At 61.1% G+C, this 24,164-nt stretch carries 30 protein-coding genes; 11 read left to right on the top strand and 19 right to left on the bottom strand.

What is annotated here, in order from left to right; all coding sequences use genetic code 11:
- Positions 1-43: 43 nt before the first annotated feature.
- The 4 genes from WDM86_08815 to WDM86_08800 all read right to left on the bottom strand — a co-directional run bounded on the left by WDM86_08815 (position 44) and on the right by WDM86_08800 (position 3,715).
- Complete coding sequence (locus WDM86_08815; protein ID MEI9990126.1) at positions 44-256, bottom strand: hypothetical protein; 213 nt, start codon at positions 254-256, stop codon at positions 44-46.
- A gap of 132 nt (positions 257-388) precedes the next feature.
- Positions 389-1,354, bottom strand: coding sequence for a hypothetical protein (locus tag WDM86_08810; GenBank protein ID MEI9990125.1), 966 nt, complete (start codon positions 1,352-1,354; stop codon positions 389-391).
- A gap of 151 nt (positions 1,355-1,505) precedes the next feature.
- A complete protein-coding gene (locus tag WDM86_08805; protein MEI9990124.1) occupies positions 1,506-2,099 on the bottom strand; it encodes a hypothetical protein in 594 nt (197 codons plus the stop codon).
- Positions 2,096-3,715, bottom strand: a complete 1,620-nt coding sequence (locus WDM86_08800; GenBank protein MEI9990123.1) for a type IV secretory system conjugative DNA transfer family protein — start codon at positions 3,713-3,715, stop codon at positions 2,096-2,098. The genes WDM86_08805 and WDM86_08800 overlap by 4 nt, the downstream gene beginning before the upstream one ends.
- 64 nt (positions 3,716-3,779) lie before the next feature.
- Between WDM86_08800 and WDM86_08795 the strand changes: the two genes are divergently transcribed.
- The 4 genes from WDM86_08795 (at position 3,780) to WDM86_08780 (ending at position 6,028) form a co-directional block, all read left to right on the top strand.
- Positions 3,780-4,091, top strand: a complete 312-nt coding sequence (locus WDM86_08795; GenBank protein MEI9990122.1) for a hypothetical protein — start codon at positions 3,780-3,782, stop codon at positions 4,089-4,091.
- Between the two features lie 17 nt (positions 4,092-4,108).
- Complete coding sequence (locus tag WDM86_08790) at positions 4,109-5,080, top strand: hypothetical protein (GenBank protein MEI9990121.1); 972 nt, start codon at positions 4,109-4,111, stop codon at positions 5,078-5,080.
- 88 nt (positions 5,081-5,168) lie between these two features.
- Positions 5,169-5,588, top strand: coding sequence for a hypothetical protein (locus WDM86_08785; protein ID MEI9990120.1), 420 nt, complete (start codon positions 5,169-5,171; stop codon positions 5,586-5,588).
- A 98-nt stretch (positions 5,589-5,686) separates the two neighbouring features.
- A complete protein-coding gene (locus tag WDM86_08780) occupies positions 5,687-6,028 on the top strand; it encodes a hypothetical protein (GenBank protein MEI9990119.1) in 342 nt (113 codons plus the stop codon).
- Here the strand turns inward: WDM86_08780 and WDM86_08775 are convergent.
- Positions 6,018-6,776 (bottom strand): site-specific integrase, encoded by a 759-nt coding sequence (locus tag WDM86_08775; GenBank protein MEI9990118.1) that lies wholly within the window; start codon positions 6,774-6,776, stop codon positions 6,018-6,020. The genes WDM86_08780 and WDM86_08775 overlap by 11 nt on opposite strands.
- Positions 6,777-6,816: 40 nt before the next feature.
- On the opposite strand from WDM86_08775, the gene WDM86_08770 reads away from it, so the two are divergent.
- On the top strand, positions 6,817-7,011 hold the full coding sequence (locus WDM86_08770) for a hypothetical protein (GenBank protein MEI9990117.1): 195 nt from the start codon (positions 6,817-6,819) through the stop codon (positions 7,009-7,011).
- A 3-nt stretch (positions 7,012-7,014) separates the two neighbouring features.
- Positions 7,015-7,398, top strand: coding sequence for a hypothetical protein (locus WDM86_08765; protein ID MEI9990116.1), 384 nt, complete (start codon positions 7,015-7,017; stop codon positions 7,396-7,398).
- Here the strand turns inward: WDM86_08765 and WDM86_08760 are convergent.
- From WDM86_08760 to WDM86_08735, 6 genes are all read right to left on the bottom strand, one after another.
- Entirely contained in the window at positions 7,395-8,195 is an 801-nt protein-coding gene (locus tag WDM86_08760; GenBank protein ID MEI9990115.1) for a hypothetical protein, read from the bottom strand. The two genes, WDM86_08765 and WDM86_08760, sit on opposite strands and share 4 nt — an antisense overlap.
- Positions 8,196-8,406: 211 nt before the next feature.
- Positions 8,407-8,745 carry a DUF3768 domain-containing protein gene (locus WDM86_08755; protein ID MEI9990114.1) on the bottom strand — a complete coding sequence of 113 codons (339 nt, stop codon included), beginning with the start codon at positions 8,743-8,745 and terminating at the stop codon, positions 8,407-8,409.
- Positions 8,742-8,963: a hypothetical protein gene (locus WDM86_08750; GenBank protein MEI9990113.1), complete on the bottom strand. Its 222-nt coding sequence runs from the start codon at positions 8,961-8,963 to the stop codon at positions 8,742-8,744. The genes WDM86_08755 and WDM86_08750 overlap by 4 nt, the downstream gene beginning before the upstream one ends.
- Positions 8,964-9,703: 740 nt before the next feature.
- Positions 9,704-10,168, bottom strand: coding sequence for a HEPN domain-containing protein (locus WDM86_08745; protein MEI9990112.1), 465 nt, complete (start codon positions 10,166-10,168; stop codon positions 9,704-9,706).
- A complete protein-coding gene (locus WDM86_08740; protein MEI9990111.1) occupies positions 10,169-11,278 on the bottom strand; it encodes a DUF262 domain-containing protein in 1,110 nt (369 codons plus the stop codon).
- 444 nt (positions 11,279-11,722) lie between these two features.
- A complete protein-coding gene (locus tag WDM86_08735) occupies positions 11,723-13,105 on the bottom strand; it encodes a hypothetical protein (GenBank protein ID MEI9990110.1) in 1,383 nt (460 codons plus the stop codon).
- A gap of 516 nt (positions 13,106-13,621) precedes the next feature.
- Here WDM86_08735 and rpsD point away from each other — a divergent pair.
- The 3 genes from rpsD to WDM86_08720 all read left to right on the top strand — a co-directional run bounded on the left by rpsD (position 13,622) and on the right by WDM86_08720 (position 16,282).
- Complete coding sequence (gene rpsD, locus WDM86_08730; protein MEI9990109.1) at positions 13,622-14,239, top strand: 30S ribosomal protein S4; 618 nt, start codon at positions 13,622-13,624, stop codon at positions 14,237-14,239.
- Between the two features lie 131 nt (positions 14,240-14,370).
- On the top strand, positions 14,371-14,994 hold the full coding sequence (locus WDM86_08725) for a glutathione S-transferase family protein (GenBank protein ID MEI9990108.1): 624 nt from the start codon (positions 14,371-14,373) through the stop codon (positions 14,992-14,994).
- Between the two features lie 106 nt (positions 14,995-15,100).
- Positions 15,101-16,282 (top strand): hypothetical protein, encoded by a 1,182-nt coding sequence (locus tag WDM86_08720; protein MEI9990107.1) that lies wholly within the window; start codon positions 15,101-15,103, stop codon positions 16,280-16,282.
- On the opposite strand, the gene grxD is transcribed toward WDM86_08720, so the two are convergent.
- Positions 16,279-16,611: a Grx4 family monothiol glutaredoxin gene (gene grxD / locus WDM86_08715; protein MEI9990106.1), complete on the bottom strand. Its 333-nt coding sequence runs from the start codon at positions 16,609-16,611 to the stop codon at positions 16,279-16,281. The genes WDM86_08720 and grxD overlap by 4 nt on opposite strands.
- Before the next feature lie 105 nt (positions 16,612-16,716).
- On the opposite strand from grxD, the gene WDM86_08710 reads away from it, so the two are divergent.
- Complete coding sequence (locus WDM86_08710; protein ID MEI9990105.1) at positions 16,717-17,670, top strand: small ribosomal subunit Rsm22 family protein; 954 nt, start codon at positions 16,717-16,719, stop codon at positions 17,668-17,670.
- Here the strand turns inward: WDM86_08710 and WDM86_08705 are convergent.
- The 6 genes from WDM86_08705 to purC form a co-directional block, all read right to left on the bottom strand.
- Positions 17,667-18,293 (bottom strand): hypothetical protein, encoded by a 627-nt coding sequence (locus tag WDM86_08705; GenBank protein ID MEI9990104.1) that lies wholly within the window; start codon positions 18,291-18,293, stop codon positions 17,667-17,669. The two genes, WDM86_08710 and WDM86_08705, sit on opposite strands and share 4 nt — an antisense overlap.
- A 66-nt stretch (positions 18,294-18,359) precedes the next feature.
- On the bottom strand, positions 18,360-18,593 hold the full coding sequence (locus tag WDM86_08700; GenBank protein MEI9990103.1) for a BolA family transcriptional regulator: 234 nt from the start codon (positions 18,591-18,593) through the stop codon (positions 18,360-18,362).
- Between the two features lie 9 nt (positions 18,594-18,602).
- Complete coding sequence (gene purL, locus WDM86_08695; GenBank protein MEI9990102.1) at positions 18,603-20,807, bottom strand: phosphoribosylformylglycinamidine synthase subunit PurL; 2,205 nt, start codon at positions 20,805-20,807, stop codon at positions 18,603-18,605.
- On the bottom strand, positions 20,804-21,472 hold the full coding sequence (gene purQ, locus WDM86_08690; GenBank protein MEI9990101.1) for a phosphoribosylformylglycinamidine synthase subunit PurQ: 669 nt from the start codon (positions 21,470-21,472) through the stop codon (positions 20,804-20,806). Before purQ ends, purL begins: the two co-directional genes overlap by 4 nt.
- Positions 21,473-21,635: 163 nt before the next feature.
- Positions 21,636-21,878, bottom strand: a complete 243-nt coding sequence (gene purS, locus WDM86_08685; GenBank protein MEI9990100.1) for a phosphoribosylformylglycinamidine synthase subunit PurS — start codon at positions 21,876-21,878, stop codon at positions 21,636-21,638.
- Positions 21,879-21,893: 15 nt separating this feature from the next.
- Positions 21,894-22,658, bottom strand: a complete 765-nt coding sequence (purC, locus tag WDM86_08680) for a phosphoribosylaminoimidazolesuccinocarboxamide synthase (GenBank protein ID MEI9990099.1) — start codon at positions 22,656-22,658, stop codon at positions 21,894-21,896.
- Between the two features lie 195 nt (positions 22,659-22,853).
- On the opposite strand from purC, the gene WDM86_08675 reads away from it, so the two are divergent.
- Entirely contained in the window at positions 22,854-23,174 is a 321-nt protein-coding gene (locus WDM86_08675; protein ID MEI9990098.1) for a DUF1476 domain-containing protein, read from the top strand.
- A gap of 27 nt (positions 23,175-23,201) precedes the next feature.
- Here WDM86_08675 and WDM86_08670 read toward each other — a convergent pair whose 3' ends face one another.
- Complete coding sequence (locus WDM86_08670; GenBank protein ID MEI9990097.1) at positions 23,202-23,954, bottom strand: LytTR family DNA-binding domain-containing protein; 753 nt, start codon at positions 23,952-23,954, stop codon at positions 23,202-23,204.
- Positions 23,955-24,164 lie beyond the last annotated feature (210 nt).

Below are 24,164 nucleotides of genomic sequence, written 5' to 3'. Positions count from 1 at the left end.
CGACGTGAAATGCACCTATTCAGCCTAAGCCAGAAAAACTCGCCTATTTTGACCGGTTCGACGTACCCTCGTCTGAAGATAGCCGATCGGCATAGCTACGGCTGGCGTCGCCTTCGCCGACACCCCGCATGTCACTGCCAAGTTGTCGAATGCTAGCCATCGGCGTCTCGCCCTGCTCTCTCGGAAACAGCACGTTGATCGAATAATTCGGCGACAGCGGCAGCTTGTACGCTTCTTTGACAACAGGCCTGGTCACAGTGGTCCTCTGGTCATCCGAGGCAGGGATCGGATCACCTGCATGATCTCTTACACCAACGAGCCTCTTTAGGAAATTTACGGCTTTCGGCATACATCCTGGAAACACTACATTTCAAATATCCTTATTTTCCTATCCGACCGAACCGATGTATTCAAGCTGATTTTTGAGGGCGTCTAGGTAGCCGCTTAGCCTCGTCTTTATCGGGGTGAGCTTGAGGCTAAGCAAATCTCTCGTGTCGCGTGTCAAAACAAAATCATACCGCCGCCCGCTATCGATCGCGAGCACGGCGCGAACAGGAGCGCCGCGAGCAGAACTCTTCGCTATGGGTAAACAAAGGAAAGACCTGGTCTTTTCAAGCACATTTGCTGTTTCGCCGTTGCCGAGCGAAAATCTCGGATCGTGGACGAAGCCAAACTTTCGATATGTCCCACACACCGCACCGCCGCCATCAAACGCAGCACCACAAAAGCCTTCGTAACGCTTGTCGGGCCCGGTGCGGCGAAATCTCGTGGCCATCTCGTATTCCTTTTCGAAAACCGTCGTGGCCATCATGTGCAGCACGGTCTCTGGTGATTGTTTATAATTGATCTCCTGAGCGCTCTCCATGTAAATCGACACACGTATGTCGGGATGTGCGCACAAATCCTGAAATGCGTCCCGCAGGTCCGTAATCATTAGATCTATCATGACCAAAACTACCCTCAGTGATTCCTGCCCAGCGCTATCCGCGCTGCCCGCATTCAATCGCGTGAGGATGTCTGCAATCGGATGTCTATCGCAATAGCGTGCGATTTTTCCAATCGCGGTATCAAAGCTCTCCAATCGGTCGTTCATCGTCAGTCGACCGTAGGCAGCGACGAAGACATTTTGGAAAATCCACGCGCAAAGCACATAGGGAAAGAAAAAAACGACTGCAACCCAGAAGTTCTTGTCGTTGCTCGGCATTTGCCGCGTATCGAAATAATGTGCGCTCAGCACATGCGTAAATAGCTCCGATGTGTATTCCGCTGGAACCAAGAATTGGAGCAGAAATAGAAGATATACGCCTATGGGCGCCAGAAGCCGCAGCCAGCTCTTAGAGTGATTGCCGTTCATGGAGTTCTAAATGAACTTGTGGGTAATAGGCTTCGAGAAGGCAATATATGCCAACTAGCAGGACAATCGAAAGCTCTAACCGATCAAGTCCGCGGCTATCAAAACCCAAGACCAATTTTACGCAAAAACGAGCCCCCTATGGATCAATCATTCAATGATAGGAGCCGGCGGGTGGTTGAGGGGCACGCCCGCGATCTGCAAAAAGGTCCGCACAATAGTCTGGTATAGAAGCATGGGCTCGTTGCAGCGCTGGCGACCGTATAGGCGCGCGTAAGCATTGCGTCACAAGGACATCCCTCACCTGTCGCACCTTCGGCGCGCGCGCATGGCGGCGGCGCAGGCCCTGCACAATCCAGCCTCCCACGATCAACAGAGATCCCAGCCAGAACAGAGCGGCGGCGACGCGTCCGCCAAGCGTATTCGTCATGGTGACAGCGCCATAGGCAAACAAGCACCAAAGCGGCACGCCCACAAACAGCCTGACAGCGGGCGTCCGTAAAAACGCGCCCGCTGGAGCGGGCGCGATGCCGTTCATCGCATCCCAATCGCGCTTCCAATCGCGATATTTGCCGATGCGCTGAGCGGCATTTGATGCAGCGAGAGCGCCTAGCCCGGTGATGATCGGTAACAGGACCGGGCCGCTCAGCGCGTACCATCGATAGGTGAGGAATGCCGTCAGGACCCATAGCGCGATGAGGCTGATGGGGTTGCCGATGATGTAGTTGAAAATGGCCGGGCGATTCATTGGCGGAAGGTCGTCACAAGGTAGTTGCGCCGACTGTCGGCGAAGACCTTTCCCGCCTGAAACCAAACCGCCGTGACGCAGTTCTTGTTCGCCGGGCCGCCGGTCCTCAACACTTGCGCGAACGCGCCCGGCTCGATCTCGTAGTCCATCGTCTCGGTGTAGCCGCCGCTGGTGCTCTCGCCGGTATTGCGGCCCCTGTTGCGGCCCCAATTCTGGCCGCTGCCGCGATTGCTTCCTCCGCTGGAGCTCGATGAGTAGTGGCCGTGTCCGTCACTCGAACCGCCATAACTCGAATTGCTGCCCCAACTCGTGTTCTCGCCGGCCTGCATGCCCATGGACTGGCTATAGGACTGGCCTTCGCTATAGGTGCCGCGCCGCTGCAGAACACGGCCGATGGTATCGGCCGCCCAGCGGTTCGTCTCGGGATCGGCGTTGTTGTGAAAGACCTTGGTCTGAAAATTCGCGAGCAGCATATCGGCCCGGTGCTTGGCGTTCTCGCCGCCCATCTTCGCATAATAGGTGGGCAGCGATTGCGACAGAAACACCGTGCAGGCCTTTGCGGACCGGCAGGTCGATTGAAAGTCGCTATCGAACGAGTTGACGAAATACTGCGCTTCGTCGGCCCACAGGAAGACCGGCCGGTCCGCATGCTTGCGCGGCAGCTTGTTGCGCGCGAGCACGGCACGCTGCCACATGAACTTGAACAGCTGCTGCGCGATGATGCCGTCCTCGTTCCATGTCAGCGCCGACATATCCATGATGATGATCGCGCCGTGGAACGTCAGTTCCGGCACGAGCGTCGTCTCGGTACAGAAGGCGTGAAAGAGACGCCCGCGATTGAAGCGGTCGAGCGCGGTGGATAGCGAGATCGAGATATTTCCTCGGGTCTTGGGATCGAGCTGTGCAAACTCGTAGCGCCAATAGCGTGCCGTCTTGTCGAAATCGTCATCGCGCAGGGGCGCGACCGGCTCACGCCTTGCACGCGCCAGCGTCTGGAACATGAACGAGTCGGCCTGCCATTCGGGATTTTGCAGCTGATCCTGGCTCATCGGCGCGGACGCGACGAAACTTATGATATCGGGAATCTCGACCGTTCCGAAGGCGGCGTAGAGAATGGGGATGGTGTTGCGCAGGACCTGCCGGGTCGCATCCTCCCAAAAGGGTTCGCCGCCGCTGTTGTTCTGCTTCGAGAGGCGTGTGGCCTCTAATATACGCATCAGGCACTCGACAACGCTGCCAGTGCCGTCGGCCCCCTGCCGCGCCAATTCGTAAGTAATGAAATTGAAGCCGCCGCCGGCGCGCTCGCCGAAGAGAAGCACCGAGTTCGCTCGCCCATGCTGCCTCGCATAGCGGAGCCAGAGATCCACCTCCTCCGGCTTTGCGGCCAGCACCAAGCCGCCGAAACCGGCGCGTAGGTAGGAGGCTGCAATGGCCTGCCCTGATCCCGAGGTCTTGCCGCTGCCGATCCCGCCAAAGATATGCACGCCCGCGCAGGCATCGCGCAGGGTAAAGCGGTCCTTCGCCGAAATCTGAAGAAGCGGCGTGTCCAGGTCGCTGACGTAGGTCATCGGCTGTCTAGAAAGTCCCCCAGCTTTGGGCAGGGTAAATAAAAACAAGCCCCTAGAAAAGGAGGTATAGACCAGCTTAATATTAGCTGCTGTTGGGCGTCGGGGCGGACTGATGAGCGGAAACGAGAATAGTCGTACCAAACCTCCTGGTCTTGGCGAGTTTCTATTCAACGAAATCCGCTCGGCCTTTCAGGACATCCGCCAGCGCGTCGTGGAAGAAGGCTGGTTCGGGCGCGTGACTACGCCCGCTCCTGTCATCGAAGTAGGACATGGAGGGCCCGACGGCATCGGCTTGGGTAACCGCGCGACCATTCGCGACGGGCTCAGCGAACACCGTCCTTCACTAGAAGAAATGTGGGCACCAACGGACCGCTCGCACGGCCAAGCGCTTCACAAGTCTCAAGGCTTCGATATAGAGCGATAGCTCAGAGACCCAGTGGGATGCGGAAGATCAATTCCAGGCCTCGGGCAGCATGGCCGGCATTTGCCGTATCCCTAGCCTTTTCCGTCTTGGCATATATCTGGCCTGCGGATTGGTTTCTGGTTGGAGAGTTCTTCAGACCAATCGTACTGGCCGCTGTCATTTCATTCTTCGTGGGAATCTTTCTTGCTTCAGCGAAATTGGTTTGGAAAATCCGACGCGCCGTCGCGCTGCGGGCGCTGCCAAAGGTGCGCGGTGCGGTCAAAGATAACCCAACGATCTTCGCGCGCGAAGGTCTGCCGCCACTTCCTCCCGACCCACCCGAAATGAAAAGCGGCTTGCTCGAATATCTCAGTAACGAACGAGAAATGACCAGCTATCTTGATCAGCTAAACAAGTTGCGATGGGGGACACACTGGAAAGTTCAAGAGGTAGTGTCCCGCTTCGAATCAGATTGGTCAGAAGTCGAAAATCAGCAAATCGATCTCTATCGTATGGCACATATCGCCCAAGGTCTGGCGCGCAAGATTCAAAAGCGATTTCCCGATATTAAGCCCGACCTTACGGCCGTCCCCGAGGCTAAGCCGCTTCCAACTGTCGCGCCGCCTGCGCTGCTGACCAAGCAGCACTATGAAAAGCGCTTTGGCCGCCTCAGTCGCGCATCGGCCGTTGCGAACCGAGCGGCGATGAGCAGTGGCAATGTTTTGGTGGCCGGAGCGGCGGTGGTCGGCACTGCGGCGGCGGGTATTGTTCTCTTTCAGAAATCGGTGCGAGAAATGCACGAATCGGCAGGCCTACTGCGAAGACACATGCAATCGGCGGAACAAACCCTTGAGGCCCTCGGCCGTGCACATCGCGAGATCGCCGTGATATCGCGCGAGGGTGGCGTCTCAGACCGAGGAGCTGCGAGAGTTGATACTTTTCAGCCGCAACTGGATTCAAGGCAATGGTGGTCGAAGTGCCGGCATACGAAATGCCGATGCGCCAGATGAGCACGAAGTTCGCCAAAAATTGACGCGTCTTTGCAGCTACGCGCTTCTCGCGCGCGTTCACGCCGCGCGTGCAGCATAGGAGAGAATAATGGGTATATCGGATGTCGCATCGGGAAACATGGTGCAGGCGCTAAACGCCATCGCCTCAACGACCGACGTTACTTCGTTATTGCGAGAAGTCGCGGAGGCTTATCGTCTCACAATTACGCTTGAGCGCGATATCCAGGAAATAAATCTGCACTACAGAAATCTGGAGCAGGTCAATTCGCACGTTCACGATGAGATCATGAGTGCTCTCGATCGTGCTTACTCGGAGCGCGCAGAACAGGTCGCCATGATTGAGCGGATCGTGCATGTCTGGACAGAGCGTGAGCAGTACGATCTGGCTCACTCGGCGACTATGAAGATGATGGATTTGCTCAAGACGAGTCCGCTCGATAAGGCCCTAGAGGCGCGCCAGGCATTGGCTGGCGGCCCGATGGCAATTCGGAAATTACCGCCCGCCTAACCTGCTGATGTTAGGAGATTTGCTCTTTGGGTCGGATCGCATAATTTCCTCAAACTGTAATACTGAGATTTCTGCAGCCTGCTAAACTGGATGCAGTATTGGAGGATTTTATCTTTCCGCCGACTGACAGACCGATTGCAGAGATGGTTCAAGACGCCTATGCCTTGGCACAACGGAATTCACCGACGACCATAGCGTTAAGGGAACAGCTATTACAGCAACAGTCCGAGGCGTTGCGTTCCCGGCCGAGCCTAGGTAGCGGCCTTGTCAAAGACCTGAGGGCTTCTGCTGGACCGATAACCGCCATCGTCGCAGGCGTCGTTCTCGTCGGCGGAGCGGTCTATGCGCTGACACGGCCAAGCAAGAATTCCGAACCTGCCAACTGGCGGGAGCGGGTTCAGGCCAGCAGGATCGACCCTGCCAATGGCCTCAACCGCTGAACTCACTCCACTTCGTCCATATCCTGCTGGCAAGAGCGTGCTCCTCACGTCCCATTGCCTGCTGATAGATGGCCGTTGTTTCCAGCTTTGCATGGCCCAGCCACTTCTGCGTCGTTGCCATCGGCACGTTCTCTTCGGCGTTGGCGACGCCGAAGCCGTGGCGCAGGCCCTTCGGCATGGCGTGCGGACCGGTGATGCCGGCCGCTGACATGACGGCCTTGATGCGCCGCCAGGCGGTTTGCCGGGAATAGGGCCAGAGAGCTGTTCCTTCGGGCAGCTCGCGGCAATAGAGGCGCAGCGCGTCCATCAACTCCGGCGGGATGGGTACGTCGCGATAGACGGTGCGGCGACGCTTCAGTGTGCGAAAGACGATGCGGTTCGTCTCCGCATCGAGGCGGGCCGGCGTGATTGCCAGCGCCTCGCTGATCCGGCATCCGGTGAAGGCCAGCATGCGGCATAGCAGCTGCGTTCCGGTATCGGCATCGCTTGCCGCGTCAAGAAAGCGGGGAATCTCGGAAGCGGAAAGGTATTTCCGACCGCCTCGCCGGTCGAACAGTCCTAGTTGGCCGCTTGTGTAAGTCATCGGTGCATCCCGGCGTGTGAAACACTTTGGCCAATAGTGTTGCAAGTGGCCGATTAAAACACCGCCGAAAGCTTGGAAAACTTCAAGATGGTCGAAAGCGTCAAGCGCATAGGACATGTGCATGTCCTGAAGCAATGCGGCCTTCGGCGCAACCGAATTGGCCATAGTGTTACGAATTCCTTGTCGCTCAAGGCAGGGAAAGCAGATGGCGCATGTCTACGAGGTGCATACCAGCCACGGCCGCAAGCACCAGGTCGAGACCAATCATCACCACGGCGACTACACGGAAACCGAATTCAAGAAGATTCTGCACAAGATCATCGAGGGCAGCGCGAGCGGCGCGGCAAGCGGCACCGCTGCAGCTTTGATTACGCTCTACATCTATAAGGGCAAGAAGTAGGCCATGAGGCGTGTAGCGAAGCAGATCGCTGCCGCTGCTATCGCATGCGCATTGCTTGTTGCCGGTGGTGCGACACGCGGCGCTAACAATCCGGCAACGCGCGCCAACGAAATGGCGTACAACACTGCCATCAAATGTTTCGTGGCGTATGGGACTGCGCGCGGCAATAGCCATGATGTGGGCGATCTGCGTCAAGCATCGGCGTACGAGGCGAGTGCGCGCAGCGCCTACGACGTTGCGGAGAGGCTAGCCGACATTCTCGGCTACCCGAAATCCAAGGTGGATCAGGATTTCGCGCTGGCTCAGGCACAAGAACTACCAAGGTTCGTGCAGGACCGGACCTATCTTGCCCGCACCATAACGACGTGTGGGCTGGCGGGCCTTTAGCCCGGCATCAGTGCGTTCGCTTGCTGGGGCGTCGCGGTGGTCACGCCATGACCCTCGGCGGAATGATCGCCGACTGCGACCTTGGCAGCACGCAATATGGCCACGACATCGGGCGGCACCGGCGAATCCGCGGTCGGTGCAGCCGCGGCTTCGGTCGATGCCTCAGCACTGCCGTGCGCCGGGCCGTTATGGCTTGCCGCAAGCTTTTCCTCCAGCTGTTTGCGTGTGTGCTCAAGCCCATCCAGCTTGGGCTGATAGTCCTTGCTGCGGTCGGCGCCGTGCGCGCCCGCATCCTTCAACTGGTCGATGGCAAGTTCGTTCGCGCGCAAGTCGCCCTCGGGCGTGTGCTCGGCCAACGCCTCGGCGATTTCGCGCTGGCGCTCCTGCTCGCGCTGGCGATAGGCCTCCTCGTCCTTGTCGGACGCAAATCGCAGGTAAGGATCGAAGATGCGCTTGTTAAAATAATCGTCCTGGAAGCCTGCGACGGCGGCGCGCGCGGCATCGCTGGCGGACTGAAGCGCCGCTTGCGCCTCGGCGGTGCTCTGGCCGGTCGCGCTACGCGCCTCCGATGCAAAGGCGTGCACGTCCGCGAGGGCCGATGCGACGATAGCACGGACAACCGCCGCCGGCAGGCCGCTTACACCGCCGGCCAGCTGGTCGCGCAGATGGTTCAGTTGCTGGAGCCGGGCATTGCCTTGCTCGATCAGATCGCCGCGCATGGTACGGCTGTCGGCGAGACGCAGCTCATCGAGATGTGACGCAACTTGCTGCTGCGCATTGCCGAGCGAGATCAGCAAGTCGGCGTCGCCCGAAGGAGCAGGCTCTGTCCTGCCGGAAGGTTCTGGCGGCGGTGTAGTCTCTAAGGCGATAAAAGCTCCACTGGTGCTTATCATCGCATGCGCATATTAAGAACTCGTTAACCTTCTGCGCGCTGTAAGCATCTGTGTTTCTTGGAAAGGTAAGATAGACGCGCCACCTATGCGTGCGTAGGTGGCGCGGAAGCCGGCGTCAATATTCCGAGGCCAGCATAACGGTAAGCACGCGCGTGGTGATGGCCGGGTCGGCTGGATCTTCCGAGCCGTAGCGCAGATCGCGGTCGTAGTGGTCGATCTTCCAGAAAAGATGAAGTCCGGCCAGATTGAAGGCTCCAAAGTCGTGCTCGCCGTACGGATCGTTGTTCGGTCCGAACCCGGTGAAGCCGCGCACGGCCGCTATGGCCAGCGCGGTGAACTCGGGTCCTTCGGCGAGCACTCCCGGCGTGAGCATCCAGCGCCCCTCCGAAGAGGGGCTGCCGGTGCGGAACGCGTCGTTGAGATCGCGGACCCGGCTGCGAGCGGTGGAGGTCATTGCTGACCTCCCTCGACCGTCTCGCGGATCGTGCGCATGACGATCCGGCCATGGAGCGGCACGGCATCGCAGGCGAGCGAGAAGCCATGACCGTCCTTGTGGTCCCATGCTGCGCCGATGGGCGTCCAGCTTGCGGTGTCGCCTTCGCCGATGACGCGGTAGAGCCGGTGGGTGGGCTTGCGCCCCGGCAGCTTCGGTTGGTTCTTCAGTTTAGCCATGATGGTCTCCTTCCAGTTCCGCCACGGACCATTCCGCGGCTTCATGGGGAGCCAAGGGAGCGGGCCACCGAGCCGGCGGTCACACCCCGCGCGCATGCGCGCCCACGGGGAGCGGAGCTGCACGGAGTAAGGCGGAGGAAGCGAGCTGGGTTGATCGGCGGCGGGCCCGCGCCATACCGCTCACCACACAGAAGCACGCAATGGTCTAACTTGGCGTCGGGAGGAGGCCTCGGCGAACGGGCCAGCAATGCTCAACGGCCCAATCCACCGGCTCGGCCGAGGCAACACACCCAAGCGAAGCACGGCAGCGTGTCGATACCGGTCCAGGCATCCTTGAGTTACGCGCGCCCATAGTGCGGCCTGGCTTGATCGGTAGCGCCTTCGTCGGCTGGGGCAGCAAGTGCGATGCACTCCTCCTCTTGATTGCGGTCGCGGGCGATGCAGCCGCCTCCTTCGGCGCAGTTCCTTCGCGCATGGCCGCGATGGTCGCGGCTAAAACCGAAGGAGGACTTATGGAACCATCAACGAGAATCGATGCTGCAAGCTGCGAATGGCTTGGGCGTCCGCACGCGAATGACCCGACCGTCAGACAGATCGTGCGGTCACGCTCGGAGGCGATTGTGACTGTCGGCACGATTACCTATCTACTTGTCGCCTTAGCGCAGCTGGTTGCTGCGTTGGCACAGCTCATTAGAGCAGCAAGGCTATAGATAGTGAACTTCGCCAGGTTGGCTCGATTGCTATCGAAGAATCTTCTCTAACTCAGCAATGAGTGCGAACGCTGCATCAAAATATTCGCGAAGAGCCCTCGGCCCGAGCGACTGGCCGCCTCCGTGGGCGATAGAATTTCTTGTGGCATAACAAGAAGACACTCCTGACTTGATCCGCTCGTCAGAAATCAAGAAAAGCTCGAATTTCTTACCCCAAGCCGTGTCGAATTTAAAAAGGAGCTGCGAAATTTCCTCGCAATCATAATTGGCGCCGCGCTTGAAGTAAGCCTTCAGAAATTCTGCGACTTGTGGCGGCGATCTGCTCGCAAGTCTCTCGCTAATCAATATCTCGACGGAGCGTTCAATTGCGCCGCAAATGAGCACGCAGCCAAGCTTGCAGTGGTATGAAGCAATCTCAGCATCGAGGCCCTTCGCACAAGCGGCATTGACGACCTTCTCAACGGCATTGAAACGATTTTCTATGGGGAAGGACAATTAGATGCCCGCAAATGCCTCGACAGCGAGCCGCTGCCTCGTTTTCACCGATTCGTCAGTGGCCGTTGCGCTGTTACATGCCTTCAAGAATTCTGGATTTTGTAGCAACTGCTCGTACTCATGCCTAAGCTTGCCCGTATCTGCCGGCGTTTTTCCGCTTCGAACGCGCTCAGCCACTCCAACGGTGACAGCTTCAAACACGGCAGCATTTAGCGCCCGTACCGGACGAAAAGCCTGTTTGCCCTTTGCCGCGTAGATCAGCTCCATCGATTTTGAGAAAAGGTCGCCAAGCTGCTTCAATGTGCCTTCATTTATCGGGTTAGTTTCGTTAGTTGTGAAATTGTTCAGGAAATCGCGCATAGGCGCAGAATAATGTGCGCGTCCATGGATCATTGCCAATGCGCGCAGGACAAGTTCTTGGTCCTTAAGGCGGTTGTTGCGCTTTTCACCGAAGATCTCGCGCCAATTAACGTCATCGTTCAATTTCTTTGCAGTATTCAGGACCGGTCCAGCGCTAATGCAATTTCTGATCTCCTGAGCGGACAAGCGAATTCCACCAGAGTTAATGCGCTCGAAAACGAAATAGAGGCTCTTGGTAGACTCTTTCGGCTCGTCTTGTTGAAAGATGGTGGCATGCACTATCGAATCGTCGAGTTTGAGTTGCTCATTTGTCGGAAGCTCTTTGTACGTTTTTCCTTCCCACTCGGCCCGAACACCTAATAGGCGAAATGCCTTTTCAACGAAAACGCCTTCGTAAAAGTATTGCAGCGTACGGAGGCGCTGTTGACCGTCAACAACAAGGTGCTTGCCAGATTGAGCCTCCTTATAGAGAAAGATGCCAGGTACGGGTAACCCCATCAAAAGTGATTCGATGAATCGCGACGCATGTCGTTGTGACCAAACGAAATTGCGCTGAAACTCTGGAATAAAGAACGCTTCGCCCTTCATCCGCTTTACTAACGTATCTACCGGATAGTCCGCGCCGTAGCTCGTGATCGTAAAGCTACCGCTGCTGGATTCGGTTGCGCTCTCGTCTTCGACTCCGGCTGCAAGCCCTAGTTCAAACTCGTCCTCGATCTCGATCGGTGGCGCTTCTTTGTCGTTAGCCATGTCTATTACCGTTTGGAGTTAGACGTTAGTGGACGCAGACTGAGCAATTCATATCTTATCATCTTTGGTGCGGGCGGCCGGACTCGAACCGGCACAGGCCTTTCGGCCCTACGGATTTTCGTACCACTTCGGCTTTCGCCGCTTTTCAGTGCGCTGGTTGCTTGCGCCTGAAAATTCGTGGTCTGGACTATCCCTTCACCGTGCTTCGATACGCCGAAGGTTAGGTGCTGCCCGTCTAGTCTCTACACCTTCCCCTTGCGGGGCTTGGCTCGGGATTGCCATTTGAAAGGTTTCCCCGACTTTGAGCAGTTCTGCATCTGCGGTTTCCCGCCGAGCACTCAATCGATTAAGTCCGGTGCGTCTACCAATTCCGCCACGCCCGCTAGTGGCCCAAGTCTATAACGACAGGCCAATGAGTCGCCAAGAACAAACTGAAAACAGGGACTATGGGCGAGCCTCGCCACCCTCGCTCTTGGCCTTGCGTTTCGAGGATTTCGGCTTGGGCCGCTCGACGTTGATGGCCGCCGTATCGAGCCGGTTCTTGATGTGCGAGGCGTAATATTTCTCGATCATCTCGACGCTGGTGCGGCAGTTCTTGGCGATCTGGTAGATGTCGGCGCCCTCGCTGAGGCGCATGCTGATGTAGGTATGGCGGAGGCTATAGCTGGTCCGGGGATTGCCCTCCCGATCCTCATCCAGCTCCAAGTCGATGAGGATGTCCCTTAACAGGTCGCGGTGCGTTTTCGGAAAGACGAGGTCGGTCGGCTGCGGGGTGGTTAGAACGGGTCCCTTCGGCGCGTTCGCTTTGTCGGCGGACTTCTCCTTCGACAATTCAGGGACCCGCGTTGGACGCCGGCGCTTCTCCAAGCGCCTAAATGGCTCTACTGCATTAGGCCTGCTCTTGCAGTAGCCAACGCCACGCTTGCCGCGAACCGTGATGACCAGAATGGTCTTCTTGGTCGCCTCGTCCTTCTCAACTTCCACATCGCGGAATTGAAGCCGGAGCGCTTCGTCGGGCCGAAGACCGGTATTGGCCATGAAGAGCACGAAGTCGTGCAGCTGCTCATAAGCCCAACGTAGCCGTTCACTGGGCGGCTCGTCGGCTAGTTTTCCGGTCTTTGTGTAAAGCGTTATGTACTCCTCCGGCGAAAACCACGCGCGGTGGGAAATTTTCGAGGAAGCCGAGTAGGGGGAAGAGAGGTTTGGTAAGTGCTCTAGCCAACCGTGCCGGTTGGCGAATTTGAGCACCTGCCGAAGGCAGACGATTTCCTGGTGCAAGGAGCTGCGTGCAGGTGGCTTATGGTCTTCTTTCAGGGGCTCGATGACCGGCGGCGGCAGGCCCTTCTTCTTCGCCTTTTCAATTGCTTCTGCTTTGGCCTTTTCCCAATTCGCCAGCTTGAATTGATCGAGGCGAGATAGGCCAGTCTTTGTCCGGTGGATGCGATAATCCTGCACCCGTCCAGCGGTGATCTCCGAAAGGACCATTTCGCCGAAGAACGGTTTGAGGTGGTTCTTGAGGCGGTCGCGATGCGCCTTGATATAGATGGCGCTGCGCTGGTCCCGATTGAGGGTTTCGTACTCGTCCATGAAGCGGTCGGCGGCTTCTTGGAATGTCTTGCCGTCGCGCAGGCCGCCAGCCTTATATTTGCCCAGAAGGGTCAGGTACCAATCGCGAGCGACATCCTTCGCGCGCGCCAAGCTCTCTTCCTTGGTCGTTGAGCGGCGCTGCTTTCCACCGATAGAGCAGGCGCACTGCCAGTGCGGCGTGCCAGGCCGTATGTAGACCTGAACCTTGTTGTCCAACAGCGTATGGCGGGTCGCGTCCATCCTTCTGCCTCGTGCTAAACTAGCCGTTTGTGCTAGCTATGGGCTAAAAGATATCAGACTTAGTACGTTGTTTCAATTAGTATTTTTGTTCTGTATGCCGTTTTTAAGTCCGGTGCGTCTACCATTCCGCCACGCCCGCTGGCGCGTCCGGGTTCTATAGCGCAGCGGACGGCTCTTTAAGAGACATCCGCGCCGCCTTGCCTCGGCCGGCCCTTCGCCGCTAAATTCCGCGTCGTCGAGCGGGAGAACCGTCATGCACGGTCATGGCTCCACCATCGCGCTGGCCGGACTCGTGGTCGCCGTCCTCGCCTTTGCCCTCCAGGTCCTGTCCTACCGGCGCGGAAAATAGCGATCTGGGATTTCAATCCACGGTTGAGTATGCGGAAGAAATCCAAGTCTTTCCAAGGCTTAAGCGGAAATCCGGCGCCGTTGACTTGGCAACGTGCCTGACTATAGTGCGCCGCCTTCGCGGACCCCTGTCCGCACCACGGACAACCGCCTGAGACCGGAAGAAGCATGACCAAGCGCGCCAATTCGAAATACAAGCTGGACCGCCGCATGGGCGAGAGCGTCTGGGGCCGCCCCAAGAGCCCCGTCAACAAGCGCTCCTATGGCCCCGGCCAGCATGGCCAGCGCCGCGCCAAAAAGCTCTCCGACTACGGCACGCAGCTCCAGGCCAAGCAGAAGCTCAAGGGCTATTACGGCAACATCACCGAGCGCCAGTTCCGCAAATATTATCAGGAGGCCTCGCGCCGCCAGGGCGACACCGGCGAGAACATGATCGGCCTGCTCGAGCGCCGGCTCGACGCCGTCGTCTATCGCGCGAAATTCGTGCCCACGCCCTTCGCCGCGCGCCAGCTCGTCAGCCACGGCCATGTGAAGGTCAATGGCCGCCGCGTCACCATCGCCTCCTACCAGGTCGGCGACAAGGATCAGATCGAGCTCTCCGACAAGGCCAAGCAGATGGCGCTGGTGCTCGAAGCCACCAAGAGCGCCGAGCGTGACACGCCCGACTATGTGAACGTCGACCACGACAAGATGACGGCCAAGCTGCTGCGCACGCCCAAGCTGTCGGACGTGCCCTACGCCTCGCAGATGCAGCCGCATCTGATCGTCGAATTCTATTCGCGCTGAGCGGCGGGGGCCCGGCCCTTGCGACAGAGCGAAGCAAATCGTGAAAGGCCGCGGGGCTGTCCTGCGGCCTTTTGCATTGTATTCGTGGCGCGCCGCCCTAGCTTTGCGGGGCGGGCTTTGAGCAAAGATCAATGACCTACACCGTCTTCGGCGACAAGGGTTCGGGCGCGTTCTCCGCCGAGGCGGTGCTCGCCGAGGCCGGCGCGCCTTACGAGTTCTATTCCGTCTCGCTGGAGAAGAACGAGCAGAAGAAGCCGGAATTCCTGAGCATCAATCCGAGCGGCAAGATCCCGGCGCTTCGTCTCCCCGAGGGCGGGGTGATCACTGAATCCGCCGCCATCCTGCTCACCATCGCCGATCACTTCCCCAATGCGCGGCTGCTGCCGCCTCAGGCCGGCTCGGCCCGGGCCCAGGCCTATCGCTGGCTCGCCTTCATGGCGTCGGAAATCTATCCGATGGTGGAGATCGTCGATTATCCCGAACGCTTCGCGCCGGCGGACGCCGCCGATGCGCTCAAGCAAAGGGCGCGCGAGCGCGTGCGCGAACGCATCCTGATCGTGGAGCGGATGACGGCGGGGCCTTGGTTCCTGCCCGACGGATTCTCCGTGCTCGACATCTACGCGGCGATGTTCAGCCGCTGGTCCATCGGCCGCGAATGGCGCGACGCGCATCTGCCCAAACTGAACGCGCTCGCCAGGTCCCTGTCCGAACGGCCCGCCATCGCACCCGTCTGGCGGCGCCATTTCGGCGGCTAGGTCTCGCCTATTTCCGTTGCACGACCATGCGAATTCGTTGCGCGCGCCGCACTTCGGTCGCAGCGAACCGCTACTATGTCCCTTCTGCACGAGAGGGGAGGCCCGGATGGTTTCGCGGCGGATGATGATTGCGGGCGGCGCGGGCGCCGTCGTTGCGGCCGGTCTCGGCTATCGCGTCTGGGACCGCGGCGTCTTCGCCGGCCCCGGCAGTGCAGCCTACGAACCCTGGGCGCAATGGCGCGGCAGCGTTATCGACGGCATCGCCCGTCCGCTCTCGGCCGCGATCCTCGCCGCCAATCCGCACGACACCCAGCCCTGGCTGTTCGAGATCGGCAACGAGACGATCACCGTCCATGCCGACCTTGCGCGCAATCTCGGCAGCTTCGATCCCTTCCGCCGCGAGATGCATCTGGGCCTGGGCGCCGCGATCGAGAACCTGGTGCGTGCCGCGGGTGTCTACGGCTACACCGCCTATGTGCGCCCCGTCGGCGGCCGGCTGACCGTGTCGCCACCGAACGAGCCCAAGGCGATCGCGCATATCACGATGGACCCGGGGGCGCCGGGCCGCGACCTTCTCTACGAAGCCATTCCCGATCGCCACACCAATCGCGGACGGTATCTCGAAAAGCCGGTGGCGAAGGCCGTGCTGGTCGATCTCGCGGCGCTCGTCGCGGATCTGGACGTCCGCGTCGTGTTCTTCGACGATTCCAAGGCACGCCAGGACATGGCCGACCTGATCGTCGCCGCCACCGAGCGCATCGTCGCCGATCCCCAGATGTCGGCCGACAGCGCCCATTGGATCCGCACCGGACGGCGCGAGGTCGAGGACCATCGCGACGGCGTCACCGTCGACGCGGCGGGCTTGTCCCTCGCCACCGTGATGCTGGCCAAGCTGCTTCCCGATCTCAGCCCCGCGTCGCAGGACCAATACTGGCTCGCCGGAACGCGAGACATCCAGGTTCATGCTCCGATACTCGGCACGATCCTGGTGAAGGACCGGCTCGACAGGGCGCAGGCGATCGCCGCCGGCCGCGCCTGGCAGCGCATCCATCTCGCGCTCACGGGTGCCGGCCTCGCGGCGCAGCCGCTGAACCAGCCGGTGGAATGCATCGACCGCGACGCCATGCTGGGCCGCGCCGACACTTATCAGAGCGCGCTGGTGGCGATGGCGAAAGCGCCGGGCTGGCAGCCGACCTTTGTCTTCCGCCTGGGCCATGCGGAAAGGCCGGCACCGCCATCGCCGCGCCGGCCCTTGAACGATGTGATGAAAAGCTCGGGCCTGGCTTAGGCGGTTTCGAGCGCGATGCCCTGCTCGGCGAAGAAGGCGCCGAGTTCTTCGTTCTCGAACATCTCGCGCACGATATCGGCGCCGCCGACGAACTGGCCCTTCACATAGAGCTGCGGGATCGTCGGCCAGTCGGAGTATTCCTTGATGCCCTGGCGGATCTCCGGATCCTTGAGGACGTCGATCGCTTTGAACTTCACGCCGAGATGCGAGAGAATCTGCACCGTCGCGGCCGAAAATCCGCATTGCGGAAAAACGGGCGTGCCCTTCATGAAGAGGATGACGGGATTGGCTTTGACTTCGGCGTCGATACGCTGGCGGATGTCGCTCATCTGGTGCCGCGCCGCGAGGCGCCCTCGGTTTGATCGGTCGCTTCCCATGTATGCCCGATGCTGCAATGCGTCAAGGTTTGCGCCCGCAGAGCCGCGGAAACGCCCGTGAATCCGGCCCTTCCGGCACGCCTGCGGGATGCGATGGACGCCTTGCTCGAAGGCGTCTCGCGCAAGGATTTGGCGGCGCGCGCGCAGGCGATCTCGAAGCTCTATCGCGGCGGTTCCGGCTCGGCCCTCGCGGTGGCGGAGGAATTGGACACGCTCGCTTATGTGGTTGCGCGGTTGCCGGCGACCTATGCGGTCGTGCTTGCCGTGCTGAACGATACCCACGCCGCGGTATCCGATTTTGCGCCCAATTCCCTACTGGATGTGGGGGCGGGTCCCGCGACCGCGAGCTGGGCCGCGCGGGAGGTCTGGCCGGCCATCGCGCGCCTGACGCTAACCGATTCCAATCCGCATTTCCTCGCCTTGGCGCGAAAGCTTTCGCCGGCGGCTGACGCGGAGTTCCTGTCGCGCGATCTTCGCCGCGACGATCTTCCGAAGGCCGATCTCGTCGTCGCGGGTTTCGTGCTGGCGGAAATTCCCACCGCCGCGCAGCGCGCCGTCGTCGAGCGGCTATACGCCGCCGCGAACGACGTGCTGGTCCTGGTCGAGCCCGGCACACCGGACGGCTTCGCCCGCATCCGCGCCGCGCGCGACGTATTGATCGCGGGCGGCGCCCAGGTGCTCGGTCCCTGCACCCATGCCAATGCCTGTCCCATCGTTGCGCCGGACTGGTGCCATTTCTCGCAGCGCCTGCCGCGCTCGCGCGACCACATGCATGCCAAGGGGGCCTCCGTGCCTTACGAGGACGAACGCTATTCCTGGCTCGCCGTCAGCCGCACGCGCCGCTCTGCCTTCGACGACAAGGCACGCGTCCTGGCGCCGCCGAAGGATTCAAAACCGGGAATCGAATTGAAGCTTTGCGCGCCCTCCGGTCTGGAGAGCCGATTCGTCACCAAGCGCGACAAGAACACGTTCGCCGCGGTGCGCAAGGCGGAATGGGGCGACGTCGTCTAGGACTGGCAATCCGACGGCAGCGTCGCGGCGACGCCCCAGGCGTTCTGCGGCAAGTCGGCATAGGGCGCCGTATAGGTTTGCAGCACGCTGCGGAACTTGGTCGGCGACTTGCCGTCATAGTCCACGACCCAGAAGAAATCGTAGTTGGCGCCTTCCCATTTGTCCGGCACGTCGCTCCCGAGCGTATCCAGCCCGAGCAGGCTGTATAGCGTCACCTTCTGTTTGTTGAGCTTCTTGTCGGCAATGTGCTTGTGCTCCCACACCATCACCACGACCTTGTCGTCCCAGGCGGAACTGAGAACGTCCGCCGCGGCCTGCACGGTGCGTGCGTCGAGCACCGCGTCGGAATCGCTCCACGGGCTGCTGCCGGCGGGCACCGCCGAATAGGCGATCAGCGGCAGGTTCCAGCTCTGCGCCGACGGGCTGGCGAGTTCGATCGTGTGCAGGGTGATGGCGAAGAACGCGGCCGGCACCTCGCCATGCTTGAAGAGCTCGCCCGCGTTGGTCGCGTTCTTGCCGAGATATTGCGCCTCCAGCGCCAGCGAGCGCTCCACGCCGGTCGAACAGAGCTGATAGGCGTCGTGCTTTTCGCCATGACGCAGGATGATGATCTTCTTCGGCATCAGAACCGCTCCGTGTTGCAGTGTCGGGTGGCCGCCACACGCAACACGCTAGCCTTGGGCGACTCTTCAGTCTTTTGCCTGCGTCGTCAATTGCAGCGCGTGCAGCACGCCGCCCATGTTGCCCTTGAGCGCGGCATAGACCATCTGGTGCTGCTGCACCCGGGTCTTGCCCTTGAAGGCAGAGGAGGCCACGACCGCGGCCCAGTGATTGTCGTCGCCGGCAAGGTCGGTCATCGTTACGTCCGCGTCGGGAAACGCCTCCTTGATAAATGTCTCGATTTCGGCGGCTTTCATGCCCATGACGACATCCTAGTTGCTCGGCGGGATTTCTTCGCCGCTCATATAGCGCGGAAACCAGTCCTCATGCGCCGATTTCAGCGCGGCGACCGCGATCTCGCCCACGCCTTCGATCAACAGCTTGTCCGGCGCGGTGCAGCCGATCAGGACATGCGGCACGCCATGATTGCGCGCCGTTTCCGATACGCGCATCGTCAGCGCCGAGGGGAAGGCAACGACATAGCGGGCCTGGTCCTCGCCGAACAGGAAGGAGATCGGATCGGCGCCCTCGGGCAGGCGGATATTCGCACCCCAGCCGCCGGCCAGGCACATCTCCGCCAGCGCGACCGCCAGTCCGCCGTCCGAGATGTCGTGCACCGTGTCGATGCCGCCGGCCTCGATCAGCAGGCGGACGAAATCGCCGTTGCGCTTTTCGCTGGGCAGGTGGACCGGCGGCGCCGCGCCTTCTTCCTTGCCTTCGATCTCGCGCAGATAGATCGACTGGCCCAGGTGACCTTTGGTCTCGCCCACCAGCATGATCACATCGACGTTCCGCTTGAAGCCGATCGTCGCCATCTTCGAGACGTCGCGCATCAGCCCGACGGCGCCGATCGCCGGCGTCGGCAGGATGCCTTCGCCATTGGTCTCGTTGTAGAGTGAGCAATTGCCGCCGATCACCGGGAAGTCGAGGAAGCGGCAGGCCTCGCCGATGCCGTCGATGCCGCGCACGATCTGGCCCATGATGTGGGGCTTCTGCGGATTGCCGAAATTGAGGTTGTCCGTCACCGCCAACGGCCTGGCGCCGACCGCGGTGATGTTGCGCCAGGCTTCCGCAACCGCCTGCTTGGCGCCCTCGAACGGATCGGCGAGGCAATAGCGCGGCGTCACGTCGGTGGTGATCGAGAGGCCCTTGTTCGTGCCGTGGACGCGCACCACGGCGGCATCGCCGCCGGGGCGCTGCACCGTGTCGGCCATCACGGTGTGGTCGTACTGCTCCCACACCCAGCGGCGCGAGCACATGTCCGGCGCCGCCAGGATCGTCTTCAGCGACGCGATGACCGGCCGCGACGCGTCATGGGCCGGCGTGCCGTGCGCCGGTTCGGCCGGCTCGAACGGCCTTTGATATTTCGGCGCCTCGTCCGACAGCGCCGTGACCGGCATATCGGCGACGACCGCGCCCTTGTGCTTGACGATCAGCCGGTGCGTGTCGGTGGTGACGCCGATCACCGCGAAATCCAGTTCCCATTTCTTGAAGATGCGTTCGGCTTCCGCCTCGCGCCCGGGCTTCAGGACCGCCAGCATGCGTTCCTGGCTTTCCGACAGCATCATGTCGTAGGCGGTCATGTTGGCTTCGCGCTGCGGCACATGATCGAGATCGAGCTCGATGCCGCTGCCGCCCTTGTCCGCCATCTCGGCGGACGACGAGGTGAGCCCCGCCGCCCCCATGTCCTGGATCGCGATGATCGCATCCGTCGCCATCAGTTCGAGGCAGGCTTCGAGCAGGAGCTTCTCGGTGAAGGGATCGCCGACCTGCACCGTGGGGCGCTTCTCTTCGGAGTCCTCGCTGAACTCGGCGCTCGCCATGGTGGCGCCATGAATGCCGTCGCGCCCCGTCTTCGATCCGATATAGACGACGGGATTGCCGGCGCCCTTGGCGGCCGAGCGGAAAATTTTGTCGGTGCGCGCCAAGCCGACGCACATCGCATTGACCAGGATGTTGCCGTTATAGCTCTTGTGGAAATTGACCTCGCCGCCGACCGTCGGCACGCCCATGCAATTGCCATAGCCGCCGATGCCGCTGACCACGCCGGACACCAGATGCCGGGTCTTGGGATGCGAGGGCTCGCCGAAGCGCAGTGCGTTCATCATCGCGATGGGCCGCGCGCCCATGGTGAAGACGTCGCGCATGATGCCGCCGACGCCGGTCGCCGCGCCCTGATAGGGCTCGATGAAACTGGGATGGTTGTGCGATTCCATCTTGAAGATGCAGGCATCGCCGTCGCCGATGTCGATCACGCCGGCATTCTCGCCCGGCCCCTGGATCACCCAGGGCGCCTTGGTCGGCAGTTTCGCCAGATGCACGCGGGTGGATTTGTAGGAGCAATGCTCCGACCACATCACCGAAAAGATGCCGAGCTCGACGAGATTGGGATCGCGGTTGAGCAGCCGCTTGATGCGGCCATATTCCTCGTCGGTAAGGCCGTGTTCGCGGACGATCTCCGCGGTGATCTCGCTCATGACAGGGTTTCGATCAGGCTCTCGAACAGCGCACGCCCGTCGGTGCCGCCGAGCAGGGGATCGACCGTCCGCTCGGGATGCGGCATCAGGCCCAGCACGTTGCGTTTCTCGGAGAGGATGCCGGCGATGTTGCGCGCCGAGCCGTTGGGATTGTCGCCCTCCGCATAGCGGAACACGACGCGGCCTTCGCCTTCCAGCCGGTTCAGCGTCTCCTCGTCGGCGACGTAATTGCCTTCGCCATGCGCTACGGGAAAGCTGACGCGCTGGCCCTTCTCGTATTTGCGCGTGAACGCCGATTGGGTTTCGTCGACCTCCAGCGCCACTGGCCGGCAGACGAATTTCAGGCCGGCATTGCGCATCAGCGCGCCGGGCAGCAGATGGCTCTCGGTCAGCACCTGGAAGCCGTTGCAGATGCCGAGCACCGCGCCGCCGCGATCCGCATGCTCCTTGACCGCGCGCATCACCGCCGACTGGCTCGCCATCGCACCGCAACGAAGGTAGTCGCCATAAGAGAACCCGCCGGGCAGCACGACGAGATCGACATCGGGCAATTCGCTGTCCTGGTGCCAGACCATGTGCGGGTCCTGGCCCGTCATCTGCTTGAGCGCGACCTGCGCATCGCGGTCGCAATTGGAGGCGGGGAAGACGACGACGGCGGATTTCATTTCGATGCCTCCACACCCAAACTGTCATGGCCCGCGACTGCGGGCCATCCAGTTGGACATTGCGCACTGGCGAAAGCGCGAGAGAGATTTCGCGCACAAAACGGGCGCCGGATCGTTTTCACCTGGTTGGCCCGCATTCGCGGGCCATGACAAGTGGGGGTTATCATCCCTTCAACTCGATCTCGTATTTCTCGATCACGGTGTTGGCGAGCAGCTTCTCGCACATCGCCTTCAAATCGGCCTTGGCCTTCGCCGCGTCCGTCTCCGCGAGTTCGAGGTCGATCACCTTGCCCTGCCGCACTTCGCCGACCGCGCCGAAGCCCAGCCCGTTCAGCGCGTGTCCGATCGCCTTGCCCTGGGGGTCGAGCACGCCGGTCTTCAGGGTGACGAATACGCGGGCCTTCATCGCCATTCACTTCCACTAACGAACAAGCTGCGGTCCCTTGCTTTCGCCCTGCACCGATTCCGGCATGATGCCGAGCCGGCGGGCGACTTCGGAATAGGCCTCGACCACGCCGCCGAGATCGCGGCGAAAGCGGTCCTTGTCCATCTTCTCGTTGCTGGTCACGTCCCACAGCCGGCACGAATCGGGGCTGATCTCGTCGGCCAGCACGATGCGCATATAGTCGTTCTCCCACAGCCGCCCGAACTCGACCTTGAAGTCGACCAGCTTGATGCCGACGCCCAAAAACAGGCCGGAGAGGAAATCGTTGATCCGGATGGTGAGGTTGACGATGTCGTCCAGGTCCTGCGGGCTGGCCCAGCCGAACGCCGTGATGTGCTCCTCGCTGACCAGCGGATCGTGCAGCGCGTCGTTCTTGTAGCAATATTCGATGATCGAGCGCGGCAGCACCGTGCCCTCCTCGATGCCCAGCCGCTTGGACAGCGATCCCGCCGCCACGTTGCGCACGATGACCTCGAGCGGGATGATCTCGACTTCCTTGATGAGCTGCTCGCGCATGTTCAGGCGCTTCACAAAATGCGTCGGCACGCCGATCGCATTGAGCTGCGTCATCAGATATTCGCTGATGCGGTTGTTGAGGATGCCCTTGCCGTCGAGCACCGCCTTCTTGGTGGCGTCGAACGCGGTGGTGTCGTCCTTGAAATACTGGATCAGCGTGCCGGGCTCGGGGCCCTCATAGAGGATCTTGGCCTTGCCCTCATAGATCATGCGCCGGCGTTTCATTTTGTGTCCTTAATCCGCCAATGACGCGAAACGTGGGGCCGTCGGAGCGGCAAAATACCCACCGCGTCCGGCTGCGGCAACGTTGCGAAAGCGCGCATACGCCCCTATCTCTGCGCTGTCCACAAGCTTGCGCTAAAGTGCGGGCCGGACGCCGGCGCGCGCTTGGTAAATCTTTCCAATTCAAGGGGTTAGGACATGAGCGGATCGTTCGAGGATCGCCGCAAGGGTTTTGAGGGCAAATGGGCCCACGACGCCGAAAAGCAGTTCAAGATCATCGCCCGCCGCAACAAGCTCCTGGGCCTGTGGGCGGCCGGCGAACTGGGCAAGACCGGCACCGACGCCGACGCCTATGCCAAGGAAGTCGTGGTCGCCGATTTCGAGGAGCCGGGCGAGGAAGACGTCTACCGCAAGGTGCGCGGCGATCTCGATGCCGCCAAGGTCTCCGACCACGCCATCCGCCACAAGATGGCCGAGCTGCTCGATACCGCCGCCGAGCAGATCCTGAAGGAATCCTGAGCCACGCCGCGCGCAGCTTCGGGTTGATTAAGCCGCGCGCAAGCGCGCGAGCGCTTCGGGAAACCGCCGCGACAGCGGCACGCTGAGCGCGCCCAGCTCGACCGTGTAGTCGCCCGAGCCCTCGGGCTTGAGCGCCGTCATGCGCGCCGGATTGACCAGCCAGGAGCGGTGCACCCGCACGAAGCCGTAAGGCGCGAATTCCAGCTCGATCCCGCTCAGCGCCGAGCGCATCAGCGGCTTGCGGCCGTCGCGCAGCACGAACTCGACATAGTTCCCCGCCGAACTGATCGCCAGGATATCGGCGATCGGCACGCGCAGGATGCGCGCGCCGTCGCGGATGGAATAGGCCGCGTCGCTCCCGCCGGCCGGGCGCGGCGCCGTATGTTCCACGATGAAGCCCGCGATCGTGAAGGCCGCGACGGCCAGCGCATAGCCGAACACGTCCTTGCCAAGCTCATAGGTGAAATGCAGCCCGAACGGCCCGAACTCATAGCGTTCTCCCCACGCCGCATAGACAAGTTCCCGCAGCGCCACGAAGCCGGCGACATGGCAGAACGAGAACGCCACCGCCCCTGCGGCATGCACCAGCGGCACGCGCCAGCGCGGCCGGCTGCCCAGCGGCACCAGGCGCAGCGCCAGCCAGGGGATCCAGACGAACAGGTTGAAGGTGATCCAGCTCGATCCCTCCCACACGATCGGCCCGGCCAGGCCGTATTGCGGCCGCTCATGGCCCATGGTGATGACGTTGATGATGTTGACCGCCCCGACCACGGTCGCCATGGCGCCGAACCCGTAGAGGAAGGCCCTCCAGCCGTCTCCGTCCGTCCCGGATTTGTCGCCGCTTATCCCAAGCCCTTGCCAGATATCACCAATCCGGCGCGTCCGGCCCCGCGCCTCTTTTCCGGCGGGGCCTAGCGAACCAGATTGAGGGGCATCGGAACCTGACATGAAGCCACTATAGGCCGTCGGGCCGGCAGAGCGGAGAGCGGA

Source organism: Rhizomicrobium sp., assembly GCA_037200045.1.
In the GTDB taxonomy this organism is placed as follows: Bacteria; Pseudomonadota; Alphaproteobacteria; order Micropepsales; family Micropepsaceae; genus Rhizomicrobium.
This window is presented reverse-complemented; position numbering and strand designations above follow the sequence as displayed.